The organism is Streptomyces sp. NPDC057486 (genome assembly GCF_042802415.1).
In the GTDB taxonomy this organism is placed as follows: Bacteria; Actinomycetota; Actinomycetes; order Streptomycetales; family Streptomycetaceae; genus Streptomyces; species Streptomyces yanii.
Genome location: NZ_JBHVEE010000180.1, coordinates 1 through 17,645 on the forward strand (window position 1 = coordinate 1; position 17,645 = coordinate 17,645).

The 17,645-nt window shown below is 67.8% G+C and carries 15 protein-coding genes and 1 pseudogene; 8 read left to right on the forward strand and 8 right to left on the reverse strand.

Annotated features, from left to right (window positions below; genetic code table 11):
- The first annotated feature begins 582 nt into the window (after nt 1-582).
- Both ACFU6I_RS43665 and ACFU6I_RS43670 read left to right on the forward strand, forming a co-directional pair.
- Nucleotides 583-3,033, forward strand: coding sequence for a Helicase associated domain protein (locus ACFU6I_RS43665; RefSeq protein WP_384378621.1), 2,451 nt, complete (start codon nt 583-585; stop codon nt 3,031-3,033).
- Nucleotides 3,034-3,216: 183 nt separating this feature from the next.
- Nucleotides 3,217-3,831: a hypothetical protein gene (locus ACFU6I_RS43670; protein WP_384378624.1), complete on the forward strand. Its 615-nt coding sequence runs from the start codon at nt 3,217-3,219 to the stop codon at nt 3,829-3,831.
- A gap of 281 nt (nt 3,832-4,112) precedes the next feature.
- On the opposite strand, the gene ACFU6I_RS43675 is transcribed toward ACFU6I_RS43670, so the two are convergent.
- The 5 genes from ACFU6I_RS43675 to ACFU6I_RS43695 all read right to left on the reverse strand — a co-directional run bounded on the left by ACFU6I_RS43675 (nt 4,113) and on the right by ACFU6I_RS43695 (nt 8,390).
- Nucleotides 4,113-5,465 (reverse strand): tetratricopeptide repeat protein, encoded by a 1,353-nt coding sequence (locus ACFU6I_RS43675; RefSeq protein ID WP_384378627.1) that lies wholly within the window; start codon nt 5,463-5,465, stop codon nt 4,113-4,115.
- Between the two features lie 121 nt (nt 5,466-5,586).
- Nucleotides 5,587-5,880 (reverse strand): hypothetical protein, encoded by a 294-nt coding sequence (locus ACFU6I_RS43680; protein WP_384378630.1) that lies wholly within the window; start codon nt 5,878-5,880, stop codon nt 5,587-5,589.
- Nucleotides 5,881-6,250: 370 nt separating this feature from the next.
- The gene (locus tag ACFU6I_RS43685; RefSeq protein WP_384378633.1) at nt 6,251-7,264 is read right to left on the reverse strand and encodes a hypothetical protein; all 1,014 of its coding nucleotides are present in this window, start codon (nt 7,262-7,264) and stop codon (nt 6,251-6,253) included.
- A 319-nt stretch (nt 7,265-7,583) separates the two neighbouring features.
- A complete protein-coding gene (locus tag ACFU6I_RS43690; RefSeq protein ID WP_384378636.1) occupies nt 7,584-7,958 on the reverse strand; it encodes a hypothetical protein in 375 nt (124 codons plus the stop codon).
- A gap of 45 nt (nt 7,959-8,003) precedes the next feature.
- On the reverse strand, nt 8,004-8,390 hold the full coding sequence (locus ACFU6I_RS43695) for a helix-turn-helix domain-containing protein (RefSeq protein ID WP_384378639.1): 387 nt from the start codon (nt 8,388-8,390) through the stop codon (nt 8,004-8,006).
- A gap of 995 nt (nt 8,391-9,385) precedes the next feature.
- On the opposite strand from ACFU6I_RS43695, the gene ACFU6I_RS43700 reads away from it, so the two are divergent.
- From ACFU6I_RS43700 to ACFU6I_RS43710, 3 genes are all read left to right on the forward strand, one after another.
- Entirely contained in the window at nt 9,386-11,440 is a 2,055-nt protein-coding gene (locus tag ACFU6I_RS43700; protein WP_384378642.1) for a PA14 domain-containing protein, read from the forward strand.
- Between the two features lie 78 nt (nt 11,441-11,518).
- Nucleotides 11,519-11,734, forward strand: a complete 216-nt coding sequence (locus tag ACFU6I_RS43705; protein ID WP_384378645.1) for a hypothetical protein — start codon at nt 11,519-11,521, stop codon at nt 11,732-11,734.
- Between the two features lie 609 nt (nt 11,735-12,343).
- Complete coding sequence (locus tag ACFU6I_RS43710) at nt 12,344-12,574, forward strand: hypothetical protein (RefSeq protein ID WP_384378648.1); 231 nt, start codon at nt 12,344-12,346, stop codon at nt 12,572-12,574.
- 20 nt (nt 12,575-12,594) lie between these two features.
- On the opposite strand, the pseudogene ACFU6I_RS43715 reads toward ACFU6I_RS43710, so the two are convergent.
- The 3 genes and pseudogenes from ACFU6I_RS43715 to ACFU6I_RS43725 form a co-directional block, all read right to left on the reverse strand.
- Nucleotides 12,595-13,029: pseudogene (locus ACFU6I_RS43715) on the reverse strand (IS5 family transposase); the annotation flags it as partial.
- Nucleotides 12,993-13,118 (reverse strand): hypothetical protein, encoded by a 126-nt coding sequence (locus ACFU6I_RS43720; RefSeq protein ID WP_384378651.1) that lies wholly within the window; start codon nt 13,116-13,118, stop codon nt 12,993-12,995. The pseudogene ACFU6I_RS43715 and the gene ACFU6I_RS43720, both read right to left, overlap by 37 nt.
- 353 nt (nt 13,119-13,471) lie before the next feature.
- Entirely contained in the window at nt 13,472-13,846 is a 375-nt protein-coding gene (locus ACFU6I_RS43725) for a hypothetical protein (RefSeq protein ID WP_384378654.1), read from the reverse strand.
- 18 nt (nt 13,847-13,864) lie between these two features.
- On the opposite strand from ACFU6I_RS43725, the gene ACFU6I_RS43730 reads away from it, so the two are divergent.
- The 3 genes from ACFU6I_RS43730 to ACFU6I_RS43740 all read left to right on the forward strand — a co-directional run.
- On the forward strand, nt 13,865-14,809 hold the full coding sequence (locus ACFU6I_RS43730) for a hypothetical protein (protein WP_384378657.1): 945 nt from the start codon (nt 13,865-13,867) through the stop codon (nt 14,807-14,809).
- Between the two features lie 286 nt (nt 14,810-15,095).
- Nucleotides 15,096-15,575, forward strand: a complete 480-nt coding sequence (locus ACFU6I_RS43735; protein WP_345510085.1) for a hypothetical protein — start codon at nt 15,096-15,098, stop codon at nt 15,573-15,575.
- A gap of 153 nt (nt 15,576-15,728) precedes the next feature.
- Nucleotides 15,729-17,645: tetratricopeptide repeat protein (locus ACFU6I_RS43740; RefSeq protein ID WP_384378660.1), on the forward strand; the 1,917-nt coding region annotated here is incomplete at its 3' end.

Below are 17,645 nucleotides of genomic sequence, written 5' to 3' on the forward strand. Positions count from 1 at the left end.
GCGTCAGATGTGTATAAGAGACAGGGGGTACCACAGCGCTGCGCGCTGTGCAGCGAAAACGCTTCGCTTCGCTCAGCGAACGAATTGCTTCGCAATTCGTTGACGGCGTTTCACGCCTTAATTCCCGTGCTTCGCACGGGAATTGGAATTACGCTTCGCTTAAATTCCTGACGGGCGGGCGTGTCCGCTTCGCTTCCACGCCTTGGTTCCGGCTTCGCCGGAACGGCTGGCTACCGGGTGAGGGTGCATCAGTGCAGGCCTGTGTAGCATCCCGAAGAACACGGCACTCCCCGCCCGGTGACGTGACGTCACTCCCGAAGGGGAGGCCGGCCCCGCTGGATGGGGTGCACCGGACTCCGCTTCGCTCCATCCGATGCGTGACAGCCTCTCACTTCCTGAAGAAGACTCAGCATGCGCATGAGCCTACCCGAAATCCCCTCCCCTTGACTCCTGTTGCGCTAGAGTGATGCCCGCACTGCGTCACGATGATGCAGTGCGTGATGCAGTGTGTAGCATCCCGAGGAAGACTCTATCCCCTCCGTCAGGACTTGCCACCCCTCTCGTGAATTCTGGAGTACGGATATGACGAGCACAGAAAAGATTGCGCTTCGGCCTCATCAGGTTGAAGCCGTTGACGCTGTGGTGCGCGGTCTTGATATTCCTCCGGGGAAGCGGATTCCACGTAATGGTCTGCGGGCCACGGTGGTAGCGGCGTGCGGTACGGGAAAGACGTTCATTGCCGCGCATTCCGCGTTGCGGCTCGCGCGTAATGGGCGGGTTCTCGTGCTGCTGCCGACCCTGGATCTGCTGACGCAGACGGTGCGCGAATGGCGGTCTGCCGGGCACACCGGGCCGGCGGTGGCGGTGTGCTCCTTGGATGACGACCCGCATCTGTGGGATCTCGATGTGCGGTCCACGACCAGCCCGCCGCAGCTGGCTCTGTGGCACGGCCGCGGACCCGTGACCGTCTACGCCACGTACGCCTCTCTGCCGGTGCTGGCCGAGGCGCACGAGGGCGCGTACGGGCTTCCCATGGACGTCTTCGACCTCGTGGTCGTCGACGAGGCGCACCGGACCAGTGGATCTGCAGGCAAGGCGTGGGCTGCCATCCATGACCAGGACGTCATTCCTGCGATGCGCCGGCTCTACATGACCGCCACACCCCGCATCTGGAAAGAACGCCCACCCCGGGCCCAGTGGGTGGAGCGCCAGGCGGGCTTCGAGAACGCGCGGGACCCTCTGCCGCAAGAACTGGCCTGCTCCATGGACGACCCCGAAATCTACGGACCTGTCGTGTACGAGCTCTCGCTCGCGTCCGCGGTATCCCGGGGCCTTCTGGCCCGCTATCAAATTGTGGTCGTCGAACTGACCGACCCCGTCGTCACCCCAACCCGCCTCGCCAGCGACGAAAAACACGAGGAGCAACTGCGGGGTGAACGGATCGGGGCGCTGCAGGCCGCACTGCTGGAGACAATGGCAGCACATCGGCTGCAGACCACCATCACCTTCCATCACCGGACCATAGAGGCCTCCGCATTCGCGAAGGGACTGCCCAAGGTCGCGGCCCGGCTGTATGCGTCGGATCCGGAGCGATACCCGGAGCGCGTGTGGGCGAACTGGCTGAGCGGGGAGCACGAGGCCGGCCACCGGCGCCAGGTGCTGTCCGACTTCGGGCGCAGGGCCGGGCGTGCGGTGCTTTCGAACTGTCGTGTTCTGAACGAGGGTGTGGATATTCGAGCGGTGGACAGTGTGGCCCTGTTGGACCCGAAAGGGTCCGCGGTCGATATCGTTCAGGCAATCGGCCGGGCACTGCGTCAGAAACCCGGGCAGGGAAAGATTGCAACACTGATCGTGCCCGTATTTTTGGCGCGAGGTGAGCAGCCGGAAGACATGTTCACCTCCTCTTCATATCGCCCCTTGGTGAAGGTCCTTGAAGGGCTTCGGGCGCATGATGAGCGTGCCATCGAGATGCTCGCTATTCCGCAGGAGAGCCAGAAGCAGGTCGTTGATCCGTCGCAGAACATCGGTCCGGAGCCAGAGGATGGTGAAGAGGAGTCGCGGCTGCTGCTCCGGTTCGCGGCCCCCAGGGACCCCGTGATGATCGCGAAATGGGTCAAGTTCCAAATCCTCGACACCGAACGCCAAGACTGGACCCGCGGCTACAACACCGCCCGCCGCTACTTCGAGCGGGAGGGGTCGCTGGACGTGCCCTACGAACACACCGAAGGCGCCTACCCATTGGGCCGGTGGCTGTCCGACCAGCGGCGATCCTTCCGGGCCGGGACCATGTCCAGCACCCGGGCCAACGAGCTCGAAGAGCTCGGCATGATCTGGGACACCGCCGACACACAGTTCGCCGAAAACCTCGCCGCCGCCCGCACCTACTACGCACAGGCCGGCACCCTGGCCGCCCCGCGGCACGCCACCGCCCTCGACAAACCCGTCGGGCAATGGCTCACCAACCTCCGCCGCCCCGACGGCCTCGGCAAGGAGCCAGAGCGCGCGGCACGGCGCGCCGAGCAGCTCACCGCGATCGACCCGGACTGGAACCCCCGGGCACAGGGCTGGACCGTCGACTGGCAACGCCACCACGTCGGTCTGAGCGCGCTCCTGGAGGCCGGGGCGCGCCTGGACGAGATCACGCCCGGGGTTACCCACCGCGGGGACGACATCGGACGCTGGCTCACCCGACAAACCCGCGACTGGACGCACCTCAACGAGGAACAGCAGAGCCGTCTCACGGGACTCGGCGTGAAGCCGTCCGTGCGGCCCCAGAAGACCGCAGCGCGAACCAACGCGAAGACAGGGGCAGGGAAGGGCTCCGACGCGTTCACACGGGGCGTAGCAGCCCTCGCCCAGTACATCGCGCGGGAAGGCACCACTGTGGTCTCGCGGTCCCACGTCGAGCGCCTCCCCGACGGCACCGAGCACCGCACCGGGGTATGGGCCGCGAACCAACGCGCTCGCCGCGACAAGCTCGACACCGCCCAACTCACCGCCCTCGCCAGCCTCGGACTGGAATGGGCAACGTAGACGCGGCTTGCCCGGCCTCGGGACTGGTGAGCTCGCATGTTCAGGTGTCGCGTATTCGCGGCCGAGCCGAGAGGGGGCTTGCGCTGAGTGATCTGCGCGAGCTCGGCGGCACCCGGCAGCCTGCTGGTCGGCGATTGGCATGATGGGCGACGGCAAGTCTCAGGTGTCTCTAGAGGAGCGACTATGGCGTTCGAGACCGAAGCCGATTTCGGAGTCACCGAACGGGACGAGTGGTCCTATTCGCCGGCTGTCGGCGTCGGGCCGCTTCGGTTCGGTATGACCGTCAACGAAGTGGTCGAGGCGGCTGAGATTCTCGGTCAGACGAAGGTCAGCAATTGTGCACGGGACCACGCGATCTTCTCGCCAACTTGGAAGGCCGAAGTCCACCGTCGCGGGGTCGCTCCTTCTCCACCTGCCGTCACGGCCTATGTGAGCCAAGCTGTGGGGCTGTTCTGCATCGCTGCCGACGCCGTGCACGGTCCCCAGGTCGCGTACGACGGACTCCCGCTGGTCGGGAGAGACATGGCGGAGCTGGAGAGCGACGCAATCGCGTATGCCGAGGCGATGAACGTGCGCTTTCGCTACATGCCCGAGGGCTACGCAGGACCGGATGATCCCGGGGTCGTCATGCGTGGGCAATTGGTCGGGCAGGTCCTCCGATCGCGTCCGTTGTTCATGGTGACGCGCGACGGCGCGAATACTGAATGGGACTCGTTGCCCTCCGAGGAGTACTACGTCAACGGACGCCCTCCGAGGAGTGCCACGCCAACGGACAGTCCATGGCCCGACGTGGTGTGATTCATGCCGTACGGAGCCCTGGTAGTTGGATCGGACACAGCCGTGGACGGAGCGGAGGTCCGCCGACCATTCGTCGACGTGCTGCGGCGTCCACTGCCATGGCAGGACATCGGCGTGCCGGGTGAAGGCCCGAACCGTCCTCTCCTGGTCGGAGACGTACCCGGGCGACAGGTTCCGCGCGAGCTGCTGGTTGCGCCAGCCCTGGAGCATCGTCTCGAAGACCTGCTCGTCTGGCCGCAGCATCGGCAGCCCGTCGATCAGGTGGAGACGAGCAGGCCCTGCTAGAAGGGCGGACAGTCGCTGTAGCCCGTCGGCTCCGGCAGTGGTACGACGGGGCGCGGCGTCCGCAGCAGCGCCACGGCCTCCTCGACCCGGCCCAGCTCCACCAGCAGCGGGCCGAGAGTCCGTCGGTGGTCCAGGCGGTCCGCGTCCAGGAGGGCGACAGCCTCCTTCGGGCGTCCGGCGTCGGCCAACAGGCCGGCCAGGCTCTCCACTGCGTACGGACTCCCGCCCTCGGGGTGCGCCTGGGCCTCCTTCACCGCCTCGTCGAGCCGTCCGCAGGCGGCCAGGAGCGGGCCCCGCAGCCGGAACAGCTCCCACTCCTCCTTGCCCCGCCGGGCCTTGAGGGCGTTCAGGTGGGCGAGGCCCTCCTCGGCGCGGCCCTCGGAGGTGAACAGCCCGCACAGCAGGTCGACGACCCAGTCCTCGGCGCTGTCCAGCGCGCGCATCACCTCGATGGCCTCGGCGCCCCGCCCGTGCCGGGCAAGCAGCTGTGCCAGCAGTGTCGGCGCGTGCCAGCTGTCGTGCTCCGCATGCCGTCGGTACACCTCGACCGCGCCCGCCACGTCGCCGCGGGCCTCCAGCAGCTCCGCCAGGCAGCGGACTGCTTCCGGCCGGTCCCCGTCGGCTGCGTAAGCGCGCAGCTCGTCGATCCGGCCATGCCGCACCAACAGTTCGGCCAGCGGGTCACGGTTGTTAACCGGCGTGGAGCCGTACGTACGCAGCACCTCGACCGCCGCATCCGTGCGGCCCTGCTCCTCGCGAACGGACGCCAGCAGGTTCACCGCGTTGAACGGCCCCGGGTACCGTCCGCCGCACTCCGGGCTGCCGCACCGCGCGCACCGGCCCCCCGGCGCGATCCGGGCCGTCAACAGCGCCGCAACCTCGTCGCCCCGGCCCAGCCCGACACCCACCTCGACCAGGGCCTCGGCGAGAAACCAGTCCGCGACGTGCGGCAGGAGCAGCGCGTAGGCCTCCTCGCCCCGCCCGTGCCGGGCCAGCAGCAGGGCCAGGTCGTGCAGTGCGAACCGCTCCCCGTCCCGTGTGAAGGGGCGGACGAAGAAAACGGCCTCCTCGCCCCGGCCCCCCGAGTCCAGCAGCCGGGCGGCCTCCTCGGTCGCCGTCCACCAGCCCGTCCCGATGTACGGGGCCAGCACCCTGAGGGCCTCCTCCAGCTCGCCCTGGCCGGCCAACAGGCGCGCCCAAGCGCGGGCGCAGAACCAGTCACCGTCTTCCGCCGAGGCCTGGGCGCGCACCACGTCGGCGTGACCGAGGGCGAGGAGACGGTCAACGAGATCCGGCGGTATGCACTCGTCGTGCATGCGGGTCCGGCGGTCGAGTACGGCGGCGTCCATGGCCGCACCCTAACGGTCGGTGCACGCACCGCCTTTGTGTGCCCGTGCCGCGCGCCTTCCCAGGCTCCCGACCGTCTGTTCGAACCGCCACTGGACGAGGACATCTGCAGAGGCCGGTACGTCAGCGTGTCTCTCTGGTCGCCTTCAACGGCGCGACATTCGGCGGCAGCACGGTCGCCTTCGTCGGCGCGACGTTCAGCGGCGGCACGGTCGCCTTCAACCGCGCGACGTTCAACGGCAGCATGGTCACCTTCGCCGACGCGACGTTCAACGGTGGCACGGTCACCTTCGACCACACGACGTTCGGCGGCGGCACGGTCGCCTTCGACGGCGCGACATTCAACGGCGGCATGGTCGACTTCAACAGCGCGACGTTCGGCGGCGGCACGGTCGACTTCAACAGCGCAACGTTCAACGGGACATCGTTTGACTGGGGCCCTGTTCCCGTACCGGCGGGCGCCTAGACCGTGCGGGTACGGTGCCCAGCCTGGATGAGACGCGCATAGCCGGTGGTCCGGCGGAGCTGGCCGAGGCCAAGCACGCACATTCACATCTGATGGTCAGACTCCACATTCTCGAAGTCACAAGCGGTGTGGCCAGTCCCGGTGTGGGGCGCAGAGTGGATGTCAGTGAGGCGCAGGGTTCTGTCAGCGCTCGTTGCTCAGCCGACGTCGGTGTGGTGCGCCGGGCGCAATTCCCGGACGGGAGCGGTCCCGCTGGCTTGGGACAGTGAAGTGGCCAGCCTCTTCCGCCGAGTGTCCGCCCCCGCTCGGTACCCTCATGGATCAGCGGCGCAGGAGCAGGGCTCCCCACATCGCCCGCGTGCGATGGGAGCGGTAGGAAAGCCTCGGAAACACCTGGTATCGCCAGGGAAGTGCGTTCGTGTAACCGTCGACATGACGGAATTGGGCCACGGATTCGTTGTAGCGGCCCTGGCGGAGCAGGAAATACGCGAGCATGTGCCGAGCCCACGGCAGTTCCGGGTGGCTCTCGGCCGCGGCGGCGTCCTCCAGCGCGGCGTCGACCAGGGCGATGAGATGCTGGCTGCGGAAGGCGTCCGAGGGCAGGCGTTCCTCCGCGAAGACCTCGTGCTCCTCGTACCACGCGTTCAGCGGCAGGAGCTTGAGCAGGCTGCCCAACGGAGCCTCCTGCGCGGCCCGAGCGGCGAATTCCTTGGCCTGGGTGTGGGATCCGCGCCACTTCTTGGACATGAACTGCAGGGCGCTGAAGTGAGCCGAGTAGATGTGGGGGGCCCGCTCGGTAACCTGACCCCACAGCGAGCGCGTCGTGTCCATGGGGTATCCGAGTCCGAGTGCCACCCAGATTTCCTTGGCGAGGGGAGTGGGGTCCTCGGGGTTCATCGCCGCGACACGCGCGAGGTCTTCCCGGGCGCCGAACAGTTCGCGGTGGAAGCCCTCGAACTGTTCACTGGACGTCGCGCTCGCGCGCTGTCCGCCGCGAGTCTTCCACGCGTGCTCGACACGGGCGCACGCGCTGACCAGTGCCGCATCAGAGTCCTCGGGGTGAGCTGCAGTCCACGTGCGCAGCCACGCGTCACCGTCATGGGCAGCCGAGCGGGACAGATGCTGTACGTAGTACGCGCGGCGATCCCAGTCCCTGCCGGCATCGGCCAGGAGTTGCGCCGCCGACTTCCACTCGCCCTCCCCGGCAGCTTTCAGCGTGCGCTGCAGCAGGGGGTCGGGTCCCGGCAGCCGAGTATTCAACGGCCGCAGAGGCAGCAGACCGTAGCGAAGCCAGCCAAGGGCCGCGAGCGATCCTATGGAAATGAGTATGAGCACGTTGTTCCTGTCGCCTTCCTGTTTGCGTTGCCGCCGCGATGAGCGCAGCGGAGTATGCACCGTTGATGAGGGCAGTGGCAAAAGTGATCAACAAGGCCGGGCTTTGCTGTGGTGAGGGCGCTGTGCCGAACCCGACGGCCTTGCCGCCGCCGCGAGGTCACCCGCGGCGACATCATCGACTGGTTGCACGACAACGTGCTCTACGGCCTGCGGATGCTCTGTCGGGCGACACGAGAATGTCATTCCGCTCGCCTGGCCCAGGTCGCCACTGCACTGACCCGCTGACGGCCCGGCCATGGCGGGACATACGGAACAGCCTTCAGCCAACGGCGTTCATCTGCTTGATGAGCTCTGCGTCGTCGATGTCGTGCTCGAGCGGGATATGAAAGTTGTATCCCTGGTCGCAGAGGACCAGCTCGACGTCTCGGGGAACGAAGCGGCGGAAGAGGCAGGCCAAGCGTGCGGCGTCTGTCAGGGAGGTGTCCAGGTACAGGCACGTGCCATTCTCGTGCAGGTATGCCTCGACGGCGCCTTCTTCCGTCTCGACAGTCCATCGGAAACTGCACGCCTCGCTGCGGCGCGACGCATCGACCTCGACCTCGGCCCAGACAGCCTGGATCGCCGGTGTCAGCGCTGCGGGATCGGCCCTCCATGGGGTTGCCGCACCGTCGAACAGAGCCATGAACGTCGCCATACCAATGTGTCTATCACCGCCATGCGATCCAAGCTCTGACGGCATCTACTGATCGTCTGTGCGACCCGCCTCGTCCTCGTACGCGGCGAGCACGCGGTAAAGAGTGGAGCGGCCGACGCCGAGGTGGCGGGCGATGGCGGTGACGGATTCGTTCGCGTCGCGACGGCGGAGGGCGACGGCGAGCTTGTCTCCGTCGATCGCGGGCCGGCGGCCGCCGTGGTTGCCGTTGGCCGCGGCGGTGTCCAGGCCGATCAGGGTCCGCTCGTGGATGAACTCCCGCTCGACTTCCGCCATCGCTGCGAAGACCACGAACAGCACCTTGCCGGCACCCTGCGGGTCATACATGCCGGATAGCGGTCCGCTGAGGATTTCCAGGCGGTGGTCACGTTCGGCGAGGTCCTGCGCAGATTCAGTGAGCCACCAAGCCTGCACCCCCCTCAACCAAACTGCACAACGCCAGGTCAAAAGCGTGACGACTACCCAGTTTCAGTGACCGGCGACAGCAATGAAGCGGAACTGGTTCGACTGCGTCGCGTCCTGCAAGCAAATCTGAAAGATCGACGCCAAGGTCATGGTGCTCGGCAAGGTCCGCGCCTGCCACTGCACCGGCGCCTGCAGCTGCCGGTGGCCCGGCGGTCAACTGGTCCTGCTGGGCTGGCCTTCACACCGCAGTCCAAATCCGCCCGGATATCGGGCCCGTTACGGTCACGCATGGTGGGACGCGGCGTACGGCCCAAGCGCCTACCTCACCGAATGCCTGTCGTGCGCCCGTGCCCACTGGGTCACCCTGCGCAGGGCGTGGCGGTGCCGCGGTTGCCGCGCCAGCCTCGGCGCCACGCCCCGCTTCTACAGCCCAGCAGAACAGCTGATCCGATTTGGCGAAGGCGCGCGTCAGCTCACGCCGGTGAGGACATGCGGCGGCTCGCGGAGGAAGAGCAGCTTACTGAAGACGGGGACGATGACAGCTGGTAACACCCTGCGGCTTCCACAGATCACCCCTGGACACACCTGAATACTGGCGAGCCTCGGCCCCACGCCCGTGGGCCATGTCCCGGCTCCAAAAGCGGGGGGCTCCCGTCCCAGCACCGCCGCATACCAACGATCACCGTAAGTCCACCGGGCCCAGCGCAGATGACACGACCTGATCACCACGGTCCGCTATCTGACAGCCCTGCAGCTCAGAGGCCATACAGTGCGAGCCTGTCATGACTGCCGACCCTCGTAAAGTTCCTGGTCAACAGCTATACATGAGTTTCGGCACCCTACAGGGTCGGCGGAGGACCGAGCCGAGTCACGCAGTGAGATCATCCTCGCAACGGCCGGGCTCGGAGCACACAGGTCCCAGGCGTACAACCAAGCGCGTTCATCGCGAGTCTTGATCGTCGGCGGTCGCACCCTGCCGCCGAGGATCAAGAGCGAAGGAACGCATGAACCGACCAAGAAGCACAACGGTCGCCGCCGCAGGCGCCGTCGTGCTCGCCACTTCGGGCGGGCTGCTCGCCGCGGCCAGCCCCGCCTCCGCCGCGGTGACCTGCGCGTCACCTGTCTTCAAGCGGACGTTCTACGCGAACACCACCTTCTCCGGGACCCCCAAGGGCACGGACTGCGACTCCGTGATCGACCAGAACTGGGGCACCGGCGCGCCCGGCTTCAAGGGCATGCCCGCCAACAACTTCGGCGTCCGCTGGTCGACGACCCGCGACTTCGGCTCCGGCGGGCCGTTCACGTTCGCCGCCTCCTCCCGCGACGGCATACGCGTCTACCTCGACGGCGTCCGCAAGGTCGACATGTGGAAGAACGTCGCCACGACCGTCTCCAAGACCGTCAACGTGACCATCCCGTCGGGCAAGCACAGTCTCCGCGTCGACTTCGTGAACTGGACCGGCGCAGCCAACGTCAAGTTCGCCTATGCCCCCCGCACTTCGGCGTCCGTCGACAAGGTCAAGCCGCTCGTCCCGACCGGGACCACCGTCACCTACAGCACGGCGACCACGTCCACGAAGGTCAGCTGGGCCAAGAACAAGGAGATGGACCTCGCCGGGTACCGCGTGTACCGGCGACTGAAGGGCACCTCCTACCCCGCGAAGCCGATCGCGACCACGACGTCCACCTCGTACACCGACACGACCGCCCCGAAGGACGGCAACGTCTACTACTACGAGGTCCGCGCCTACGACAAGGCCGGCAACACCTCCTCGGGCACCGCCGACCTCGGCATCACCACCCTCGACCGGACCGCCCCCGCCGCCCCGAAGGGCGTCGAGGACAACTGGGCCATGGGCTACCCGACCAAGATCACCCTCTACTGGAACAGCAACACGGAGTCCGACCTCGCCGGCTACCGCGTGTACCGCTCGACGTCCTCACCGGTCGCCCTGACCCCCGAGAACCGGCTGAACGGCGACAAGCTGTCGGGCGGCGGTTACACCGGGCCCCTGCCGCAGACCGGCGACATCTACTACTACGTCGTCACCGCCGTCGACACGCACGGCCTGGAGTCGGCGGCCTCGGGCACGGCGATGTACTACACCCGCGACCTGACCGGCCCGGTCGACACCGCCCTCAACGCGCGCGCCCACGAGGACGAGGCAGGCGTCACGCTCACCTGGGACCCCTCCGAGCGGACCAGCGACGACTTCGACGGCTACGCCGTGTTCCGGTCGACCGAGCCGCGCGGTACCGCCGGCAGCACGCGTACTGAGGTGGGCCGGTGGGTCATGGGCACCAGCTTCACCGACCCGGCGCCGCCGCCCGGCGCCACCTACTACTACTGGGGGGTCGCGCTGGACCACGAGGGCAACGCGGGCACTCCGTCCCAGGACGTCGTCATCACCGTCGCCGGGAACACGACGGCCCCTGCCCCGGTCACCGGACTGACCGCGGTCCCGAAGGAGAACGGCATCGCCTTGTCCTGGGACGCCGACACCTCTCCCGGCTTCGACCACTACCGCGTGCTGCGCGGGACGTTCGTCGACGGGCAGTGGACGTACCGGCCGCTGATCGACCCGTACACCCTGCGACCCCGGGAGATCGAGGCGACGACGTTCCACCACAGGGTGGCAGCCGACGGCCAGCAGGTCCGCTACGCCGTCGTCGCCGTCGACCAGTACGGCAACCAGCTCACCCCCGACACCGGCGCCGCTGCCGCCGAGGTCACCGAACTCGACCTCCGCCCCACAGCCCCGCCCGCGACTGGCGCCCCGATCCAGCTCAGCATCGACTCGAACGGCGGCATCCACTGGCTCCTCACCAACGACGAGAACACGGACGGCAGTCCGGTTACGTCCTTCACCGTCCGCCGATGGAACCGCGAGAGCGGGACCTTCGACATCCTCGGCACGGTGCTCAGAGGTGACTCCACGGGCTGGGACTGGTACGACCGCCCCCAGCCGTCCGCCACCACGGTCTACTACCGCGTCACGGCCCTCTATGCGGACGGCACCGAGTCGGGAGCGTCCGAACGCGCCGTCGTGACCAACTGAGCCTGCCAGCGTCGGCGGCGGCATCGTGGGAGGGGACCGGACACGAGCGTCCGGTCCCCTTCGCCGTGCGGCACGACGGTGCACAGCAGCGGCCGGGACGAGGTACTCGGCACCTGCAGCGACCACGACCTGGTCGTGTTTCTCGAAGGCGCCGGCGTTGCCGCCCCCGAGGCGGTTCTGGACGACCCGCAGTGGGTCGAATGGCGCGGCGGTCACGCCCACAAATGGGTGCGTTTCCCGTTGAGTGAGCTGCCGCGTGCTGGTCACGCGGCGACGACGAAGTCCGGCAGGTAGCGGGTGGTGTGCTGCCGTTCGTGTTCAAGTCGACCGTGATATTCCCAGTACGCGTCGAAGACGCCGTTGTCGGTCGGCAGCCAGTCCCCCGGCCCAACGGAATGCCAGCGCCCCGGCGGTCAAGTGCCCGGGTGTGGCTACTCGGTGGTGCGGTCGGGGTCGGGCAGCTCCGGCGGCCCCGGGTTGCCGCGATACCAGGAACCAGAGGAAGGCTGACCGACAGCACTGATCCACAGGAATTGACCATTACTCATCACCGGCCCTGTGTTGTAATCCTCCGAACGGTTCTGGGGAGGGCCGATGAGAGGTGAGGGGGACAGGACGTGGCTGTTCAGGTTGGACGTGCCGCTGGGGTGCTCGTGATGGCGGCGACCCTGCCGCTGGCCGGTTGCAACGGTGACGACGGCACCGGCGGCGGTGAGGGCAAGGAGCGCACGGCGGCGCGATCGAGGCTGCCCGGGCCTATCAGCAGGCCTCGGTGGATCAGGATTGGGAGGCCGCCTGCGAGGCCCGGACCGAACGCCTGCGGCAGAGTTGGGGGCGGACACTATCGCCGAGTGCGTCGAAATCACTAGTGCGCCCCGGCTCGGCGACTACCCGGACGCGCGGGTGAGCACCGGTGAGGCGGTCGAGGTCTCGGCCTTCGGTCCGCACCCGGCGGGAATCGGACTGCGGGTGACCGTGGAGACCGGTACGGCGGCAAACGACATGACCATTCACACCGCGCTGCGGCTCGTTCCCGGCGAACGCGGCACATGGCTCGTCGATCAGGCAGTCAACCTATTCGAGACCAACAGCACGGACTCGAAGGCCGTGCGCGCCGCGCTGAAGCGCAAGTGAGCTAGGCACTGTTTCTCGGATCATGTTCGGAGCCAGATCATGAGGGCTGTGAGGGTGAGGGTGCCGAGGTAGATGTAGGCGCGTTTCTCGTAGCGGGTGGCGACCGCGCGGAAGCCCTTCAGCCGGTTGATGGCGCGTTCGACGGTGTTGCGTTTCTTGTAGTGCTCGCTGTCGAACCTGGTGGGCCGGCCGCCTCGGGACCCTCGGTTCTGCCGGTGTCTTTGCTGGTCGAGACGTTCGGGGATGGTGTGCGGGATTCCGCGTCGTCGCAGGTAGCGGCGGTTCTTCCGGGATGTGTAGGCCTTGTCCGCCAGGACATGGTCGGGACGCGTGCGAGGTCGTCCGACTCCGGCTCGGGGCACCGAGACCTGCTCCAGCACATGCTCGAGCTGGGGGCCGTCACCGTAGTGTCCAGGCGTCAGAACGAACGCGAGAGGTCGGCATCGCCCCGGTCCAAGATCTCAGACAGCGCGGCGAGTTCGGACCGCTCCGCAGACAGGTGCAGCAGGTCGACGTCCTCGCGGCGGCGCTGGAGAACGTCCATCAAGGAAGATGGCAAGCGAACGCGCCCCCTGTTCGTGATCAACGGCTTCGAGAACCTTGATCATCAAGGGTCGCGTTCGTCGCAACCAAGCACGGACAAGCAGGCCATCAGAACACGTCCGCGCACGAGTTGCTCATCTCACCGCGTGAGAACGCACGCGCCCTGGTGACCCGGGCCTGGGGGTAGAGGGGCCCTCTTCCAGGGGTGTGTGCAGGGAGTCCTGCACACGGCGCAGCGGGAGGTAGAGCGCGGAAGCGGGGCTGTGCGCGGGTGCGGGCGTGCCGGTGTACTCGCGTTGTTCGATGACGGTGATGAGGCGTGGCCAGTGGGTGGGGCAGAGGCAGGTGTCCTGGTCATCGGTCGTGGGCCTCCTCGGTGGGTGACTTGGCGGTGCGCCGGTTCGGGTCCCGGCGGATTTCCCGGGCCACCTCGGTGATCTCGTTGTCCCCGTAGGCGGTGCGGATACCCGAGATGGTCATGCTGCCGGCCCCGGCCAGGGATTCCAGGCGATACGGGCAGGCGCCGTGGAACTCCCGCCCGTAGGCGAGGAGTCGGCGGATCTCGGCGTCCGCCGCGGCCTTGCGGGCCCGGGCGTCCTGCAAGGCCAGGAGCAGCGGGTCGGCATCCAGGCCCTCGCTCGCGGCTTCCAGGTTCTCCGCTTCCTCGGCGCGGCTTGCACGGGACGCTCGGCTGTCGGAGGCGGGGACTAGGGTCGGTGGCGTTCGCATCAGTAGCAGGAGGCCCCCATGTCGTCAGGGCACACGCAGCAGGGCAGTATTCAAGCCCGGCGCACCGGGCCGCGGCCGTTGGCACCTATCCCCTTCGAGGTCGAGGCAGACTTTCCGGAGCTCACCGGTACGGTCCGCGAGGTCACCCTCCTCTACCCCCGGGCTGGGCAGCCGGGCCCGGATGACAGCTCCATCGGCGGGCCACTGCTGTGGCCGGCCGATGAACCCTGGCCGATGTGCGCCGAACCGGACCACTACAAGCCGCTCAGCGCGCCCGTCGGGCCCGAGCCGGTCGCGATGGTCCCGGTGGTCCAGCTGTACGCACGGAACGTGCCCGATCTCGTTTTCCCCGCTGGCACTGACTTGTTGCAGATCCTGTGGTGCCCGCTCGTTCACGAGGACGACCAGTACGCAGCCAGCCCCCGGCTTTACTGGCGCAGCTCGGCGCTGACAGCCGCTGCCGGCGAACCGCCTCGCCCGCACACCGCGGAGGAGGATTACCTGCCGCGTTCTTGCACGGTGTCCCCCACACGGGCTGTGGAGTACCCGAACTGGGACCTGCCGGAAGGGCTCTGTGAACTGCTCGACGAGCGGTTCGAGGCCTTGAAGGAGGAACGGGGCTACGACTACTTCGAGGTGGCCACCACGCAGCAGAGCAAGGTCGGCGGCTACCCGGGGTGGACTCAGCCGCCCGACTGGCCCGACTGCGCGGGCTGCGGCACCCGCATGGAGCACCTGCTCAGCGTCACCGCGACCGAACCGGGCATAGGCCGTTGGCTTCCCCTGGACGACCGGGACCCCCGTCAGCACGGGGACGCGACCCCGTCCTGGCGGGCCGAGGCGGATCCCGGCGCCCTGGACGCGTTCGGGCACGGGATGGACCTCGGCGACCTCGGCGGCATGTACTTCTTCATCTGCCGCATCTGCCCGGACACCCCGTATACCCACCGCTACGACTGCTGAGCCCTGTCCGGTCGGCTCAGGTGGTCGCGACGAGAACGCCGGTGCCTTGATGGCGTTTCTCGGATCGATCTGAGAGCCCACGGTGCCGGTGGGGCGGACTTTGCAGACCCGGACTCCCCTGGTGGATGGGTTGCATCGGTATTCGACTTCCGGCTGTTTCTGCTTCTGGCCGACAATCCCGACTCTCTGGGACAGGAACCGCTGCCAACACTCGCCAACATTCGTTCCTGCATCTCGCCTACGCAGCCAGCCGGGCGGTGTAGACGAACCTGGGGTCGGCAGGGAGGTGGGCGAACTAGGCTGGTGGTTCTTTCTGGTGATGTGGGGGAATGCCGTGTTGATCGAGGGACTCATCGCTGCGGCGGCCGCTGGTGGCGGCGCGGTCGTGCAGGCCGCGGGAACGGATGCGTGGAACGGGATCCGCAGCGGGGTGGCCCGGCTGTTCGGTCGCGGTGAAGCGGGACGCGAGCAGGCGGTGCTGGAACGCCTGGACCGTACACAGGCAGTGCTGGAAGCCGCACAGGACGGTGCGGAAGCCGAGCAGGTCCGTATCGCGCAAGTCGCGGTATGGCAGACCCGGCTCGAAACCCTCCTGGAGGAGCTGCCCGACACCGAACGGCAACTGGTAGTGGCCGAGTTGGAAGCCCTGGTCGCTCAGGCCGATGCCGCCAAGCCGTCCGAAACGGTGCACAACGATTTCCGGAACGCGACGTTCGAGGGGCCGGTGCAGGGCAGCGGCACGCAGAACAACCACTTCCACCGGTAGACCGGCATGGGCGGGAAGAACAAACCGAAGAACAAGACGAAGAAGGCCGGTGCCAAGGGCGCGAAGCGCAGCGCGCAGCCTGGATCTGCCGGGCGGGTCGGCCTGTCGCCCGGGAGGGTGCCTGGGCCGCGGGTCGATTTCCGGGAGTCGACCTTGTCCGGACCGGTGCTGGGCAGCGGGACCCAGAACAACACGTTCCTGGAGCAGTACGCGCCGGTGCCGACCGCGCTGGACGCCCTGCCGCCGCTGCCAGCAGGATTCACCGGCCGCGACGACGACACCACCTTCCTGTTGAACGTGCTCGATCCCGATCGTGCGGCCGGCCAGCCGGCGGTTGCGGTGCTGTCGGGCTGGGGCGGCGTGGGCAAGACGACCCTCGCCCACGCCGTAGGGCACGCCGCGCAGGAGCGGGGGTGGTTCACGGGTGTTCTGCTGGTCGACCTCCGTGGTTACGACCCTCACCCGGCGCAGGCTGACGATGCGCTTGAGGCGCTGTTGCGGTCGCTGGGTGTGCGTCCCGAGCATCTTCCGCCGCCCGGTGCGCAGCGGGAGGTCGTGTATCGGTCGCAGCTGAACGTGCGGGAGCGGGCGGGTGAGCGGTTGTTGGTGGTCGCCGACAATGCCTCTGCTGCCTCGCAGGTTCGGCCTCTTCTGCCGCCGGGAGATCACGGGATGCTGGTCACGTCCCGGCACAGTCTTCCCGGGCTCGGGCGGATGCGGACCGTTAATCGTCTGCAGCCCGATGACGCCGTCGCTCTCTTGAAGAGGGCGTTGCAGGGCAACGATCCCGACGATCAGCGGGTCGATGAGGAACCGGAAGCCGCTGGGCAGCTCGCTCTGGTGTGCGGCTGCCTGCCGCTGGCGCTGCAGATCACCGCGGCTCTCCTTGCCGGGGACCCCGGTCAGCCGCTCGCCGAACGCGCAGAATCCCTCGCTCACGCGGAAGGGCTTCTGGACGGGCTGAACGATGGTGAACGCAGTCTGCGGGCCACGTTCGACCAGTCTTTCGACCGTCTCCTGCCCCAGGAACAGGACCTGTTCCGCCTGTTGTCTCTCAACGCCGGCCCCGACATCTCCACCCCCGCCGCCGCTGTCCTGGCCGACCTGCCGCAGGCAGCCGCGGAACGTCTGCTTGGGCAGCTGGCCGCCAGCCATCTGATCGAACGCGGCACGGTCCGCGGCCGGTGGCAGATGCACGACCTCCTGCGCGTCTACGCCCACGAACAGGCCGATGCGTTCATAGCCCGTGGACGTGTCCCGCGCCGACGCTACGAACAGGCCCGCGCCCGCCTCACCGACCACTACGTCCAACGCGCCGAAGCAGCCGACACCCACTTCCAGCCCCCCGGCACCGTAGTGGCTTCCCAGTTCGCCGGCCGGGCCCAGGCACTGGCCTGGTTCGATGCCGAACGCGAGAACCTGATCGCCACCGCCCACACCGAAGCCACCACAGAAACCGCCGTGTCTCTGGGCTTTTCGCTAGGCCCGTACCTGGGGTGGCGGCGGCGTCTGCAGGACCTCGTAATGGTCCGCTCCCTCGCCCTCGACGCCTGCCACGCCACGGGCGACACCCGCAACGTAGCCGCCGCTTGGGACAACCTCGGCAGCGCGCTCAGGGAACTGCGGCGCTTCGAGGAAGCCCTCGACGCCCACCAAACCACCCGCGAGCTCTACCAACAGGCCGGCGACACCCACGGCGAAGCCAACGCCTGGAACAACCTCGGACTCGTGCTCCAGGAACTGCGGCGCTTCGAGGAAGCCCTCGACGCCGACCAAACCGCCCGCAACCTGCACCAGCAGACCGGCGACACCCACGGCGAAGCCACCACCTGGAACAACCTCGGCACCGCGCTCCAGGAACTGCGGCGCTTCGAGGAAGCCCTCGACGCCCACCAAACCGCCCGCGACCTGTTCCAGCAGACCGGCGACACCCACGGCGAAGCCGGCGCCTGGAACAACCTCGGCACCGCGCTCCAGGAACTGCGGCGCTTCGAGGAAGCCCTCGACGCCCACCAAACCGCCCGCGACCTGCACCAGCAGACAGGCGACACCCACAGCGAAGCCACCGCC

Coding starts and splice junctions, on each gene's coding strand:
- ACFU6I_RS43665 (WP_384378621.1), top strand. CDS start 583: ATGACGAGCACAGAAAAGATTGCGCTTCGGCCTCATCAGGTTGAAGCC.
- ACFU6I_RS43670 (WP_384378624.1), top strand. CDS start 3,217: ATGGCGTTCGAGACCGAAGCCGATTTCGGAGTCACCGAACGGGACGAG.
- ACFU6I_RS43675 (WP_384378627.1), bottom strand. CDS start 5,465: ATGGACGCCGCCGTACTCGACCGCCGGACCCGCATGCACGACGAGTGC.
- ACFU6I_RS43690 (WP_384378636.1), bottom strand. CDS start 7,958: ATGGCGACGTTCATGGCTCTGTTCGACGGTGCGGCAACCCCATGGAGG.
- ACFU6I_RS43700 (WP_384378642.1), top strand. CDS start 9,386: ATGAACCGACCAAGAAGCACAACGGTCGCCGCCGCAGGCGCCGTCGTG.
- ACFU6I_RS43720 (WP_384378651.1), bottom strand. CDS start 13,118: ATGGACGTTCTCCAGCGCCGCCGCGAGGACGTCGACCTGCTGCACCTG.
- ACFU6I_RS43725 (WP_384378654.1), bottom strand. CDS start 13,846: ATGCGAACGCCACCGACCCTAGTCCCCGCCTCCGACAGCCGAGCGTCC.
- ACFU6I_RS43730 (WP_384378657.1), top strand. CDS start 13,865: ATGTCGTCAGGGCACACGCAGCAGGGCAGTATTCAAGCCCGGCGCACC.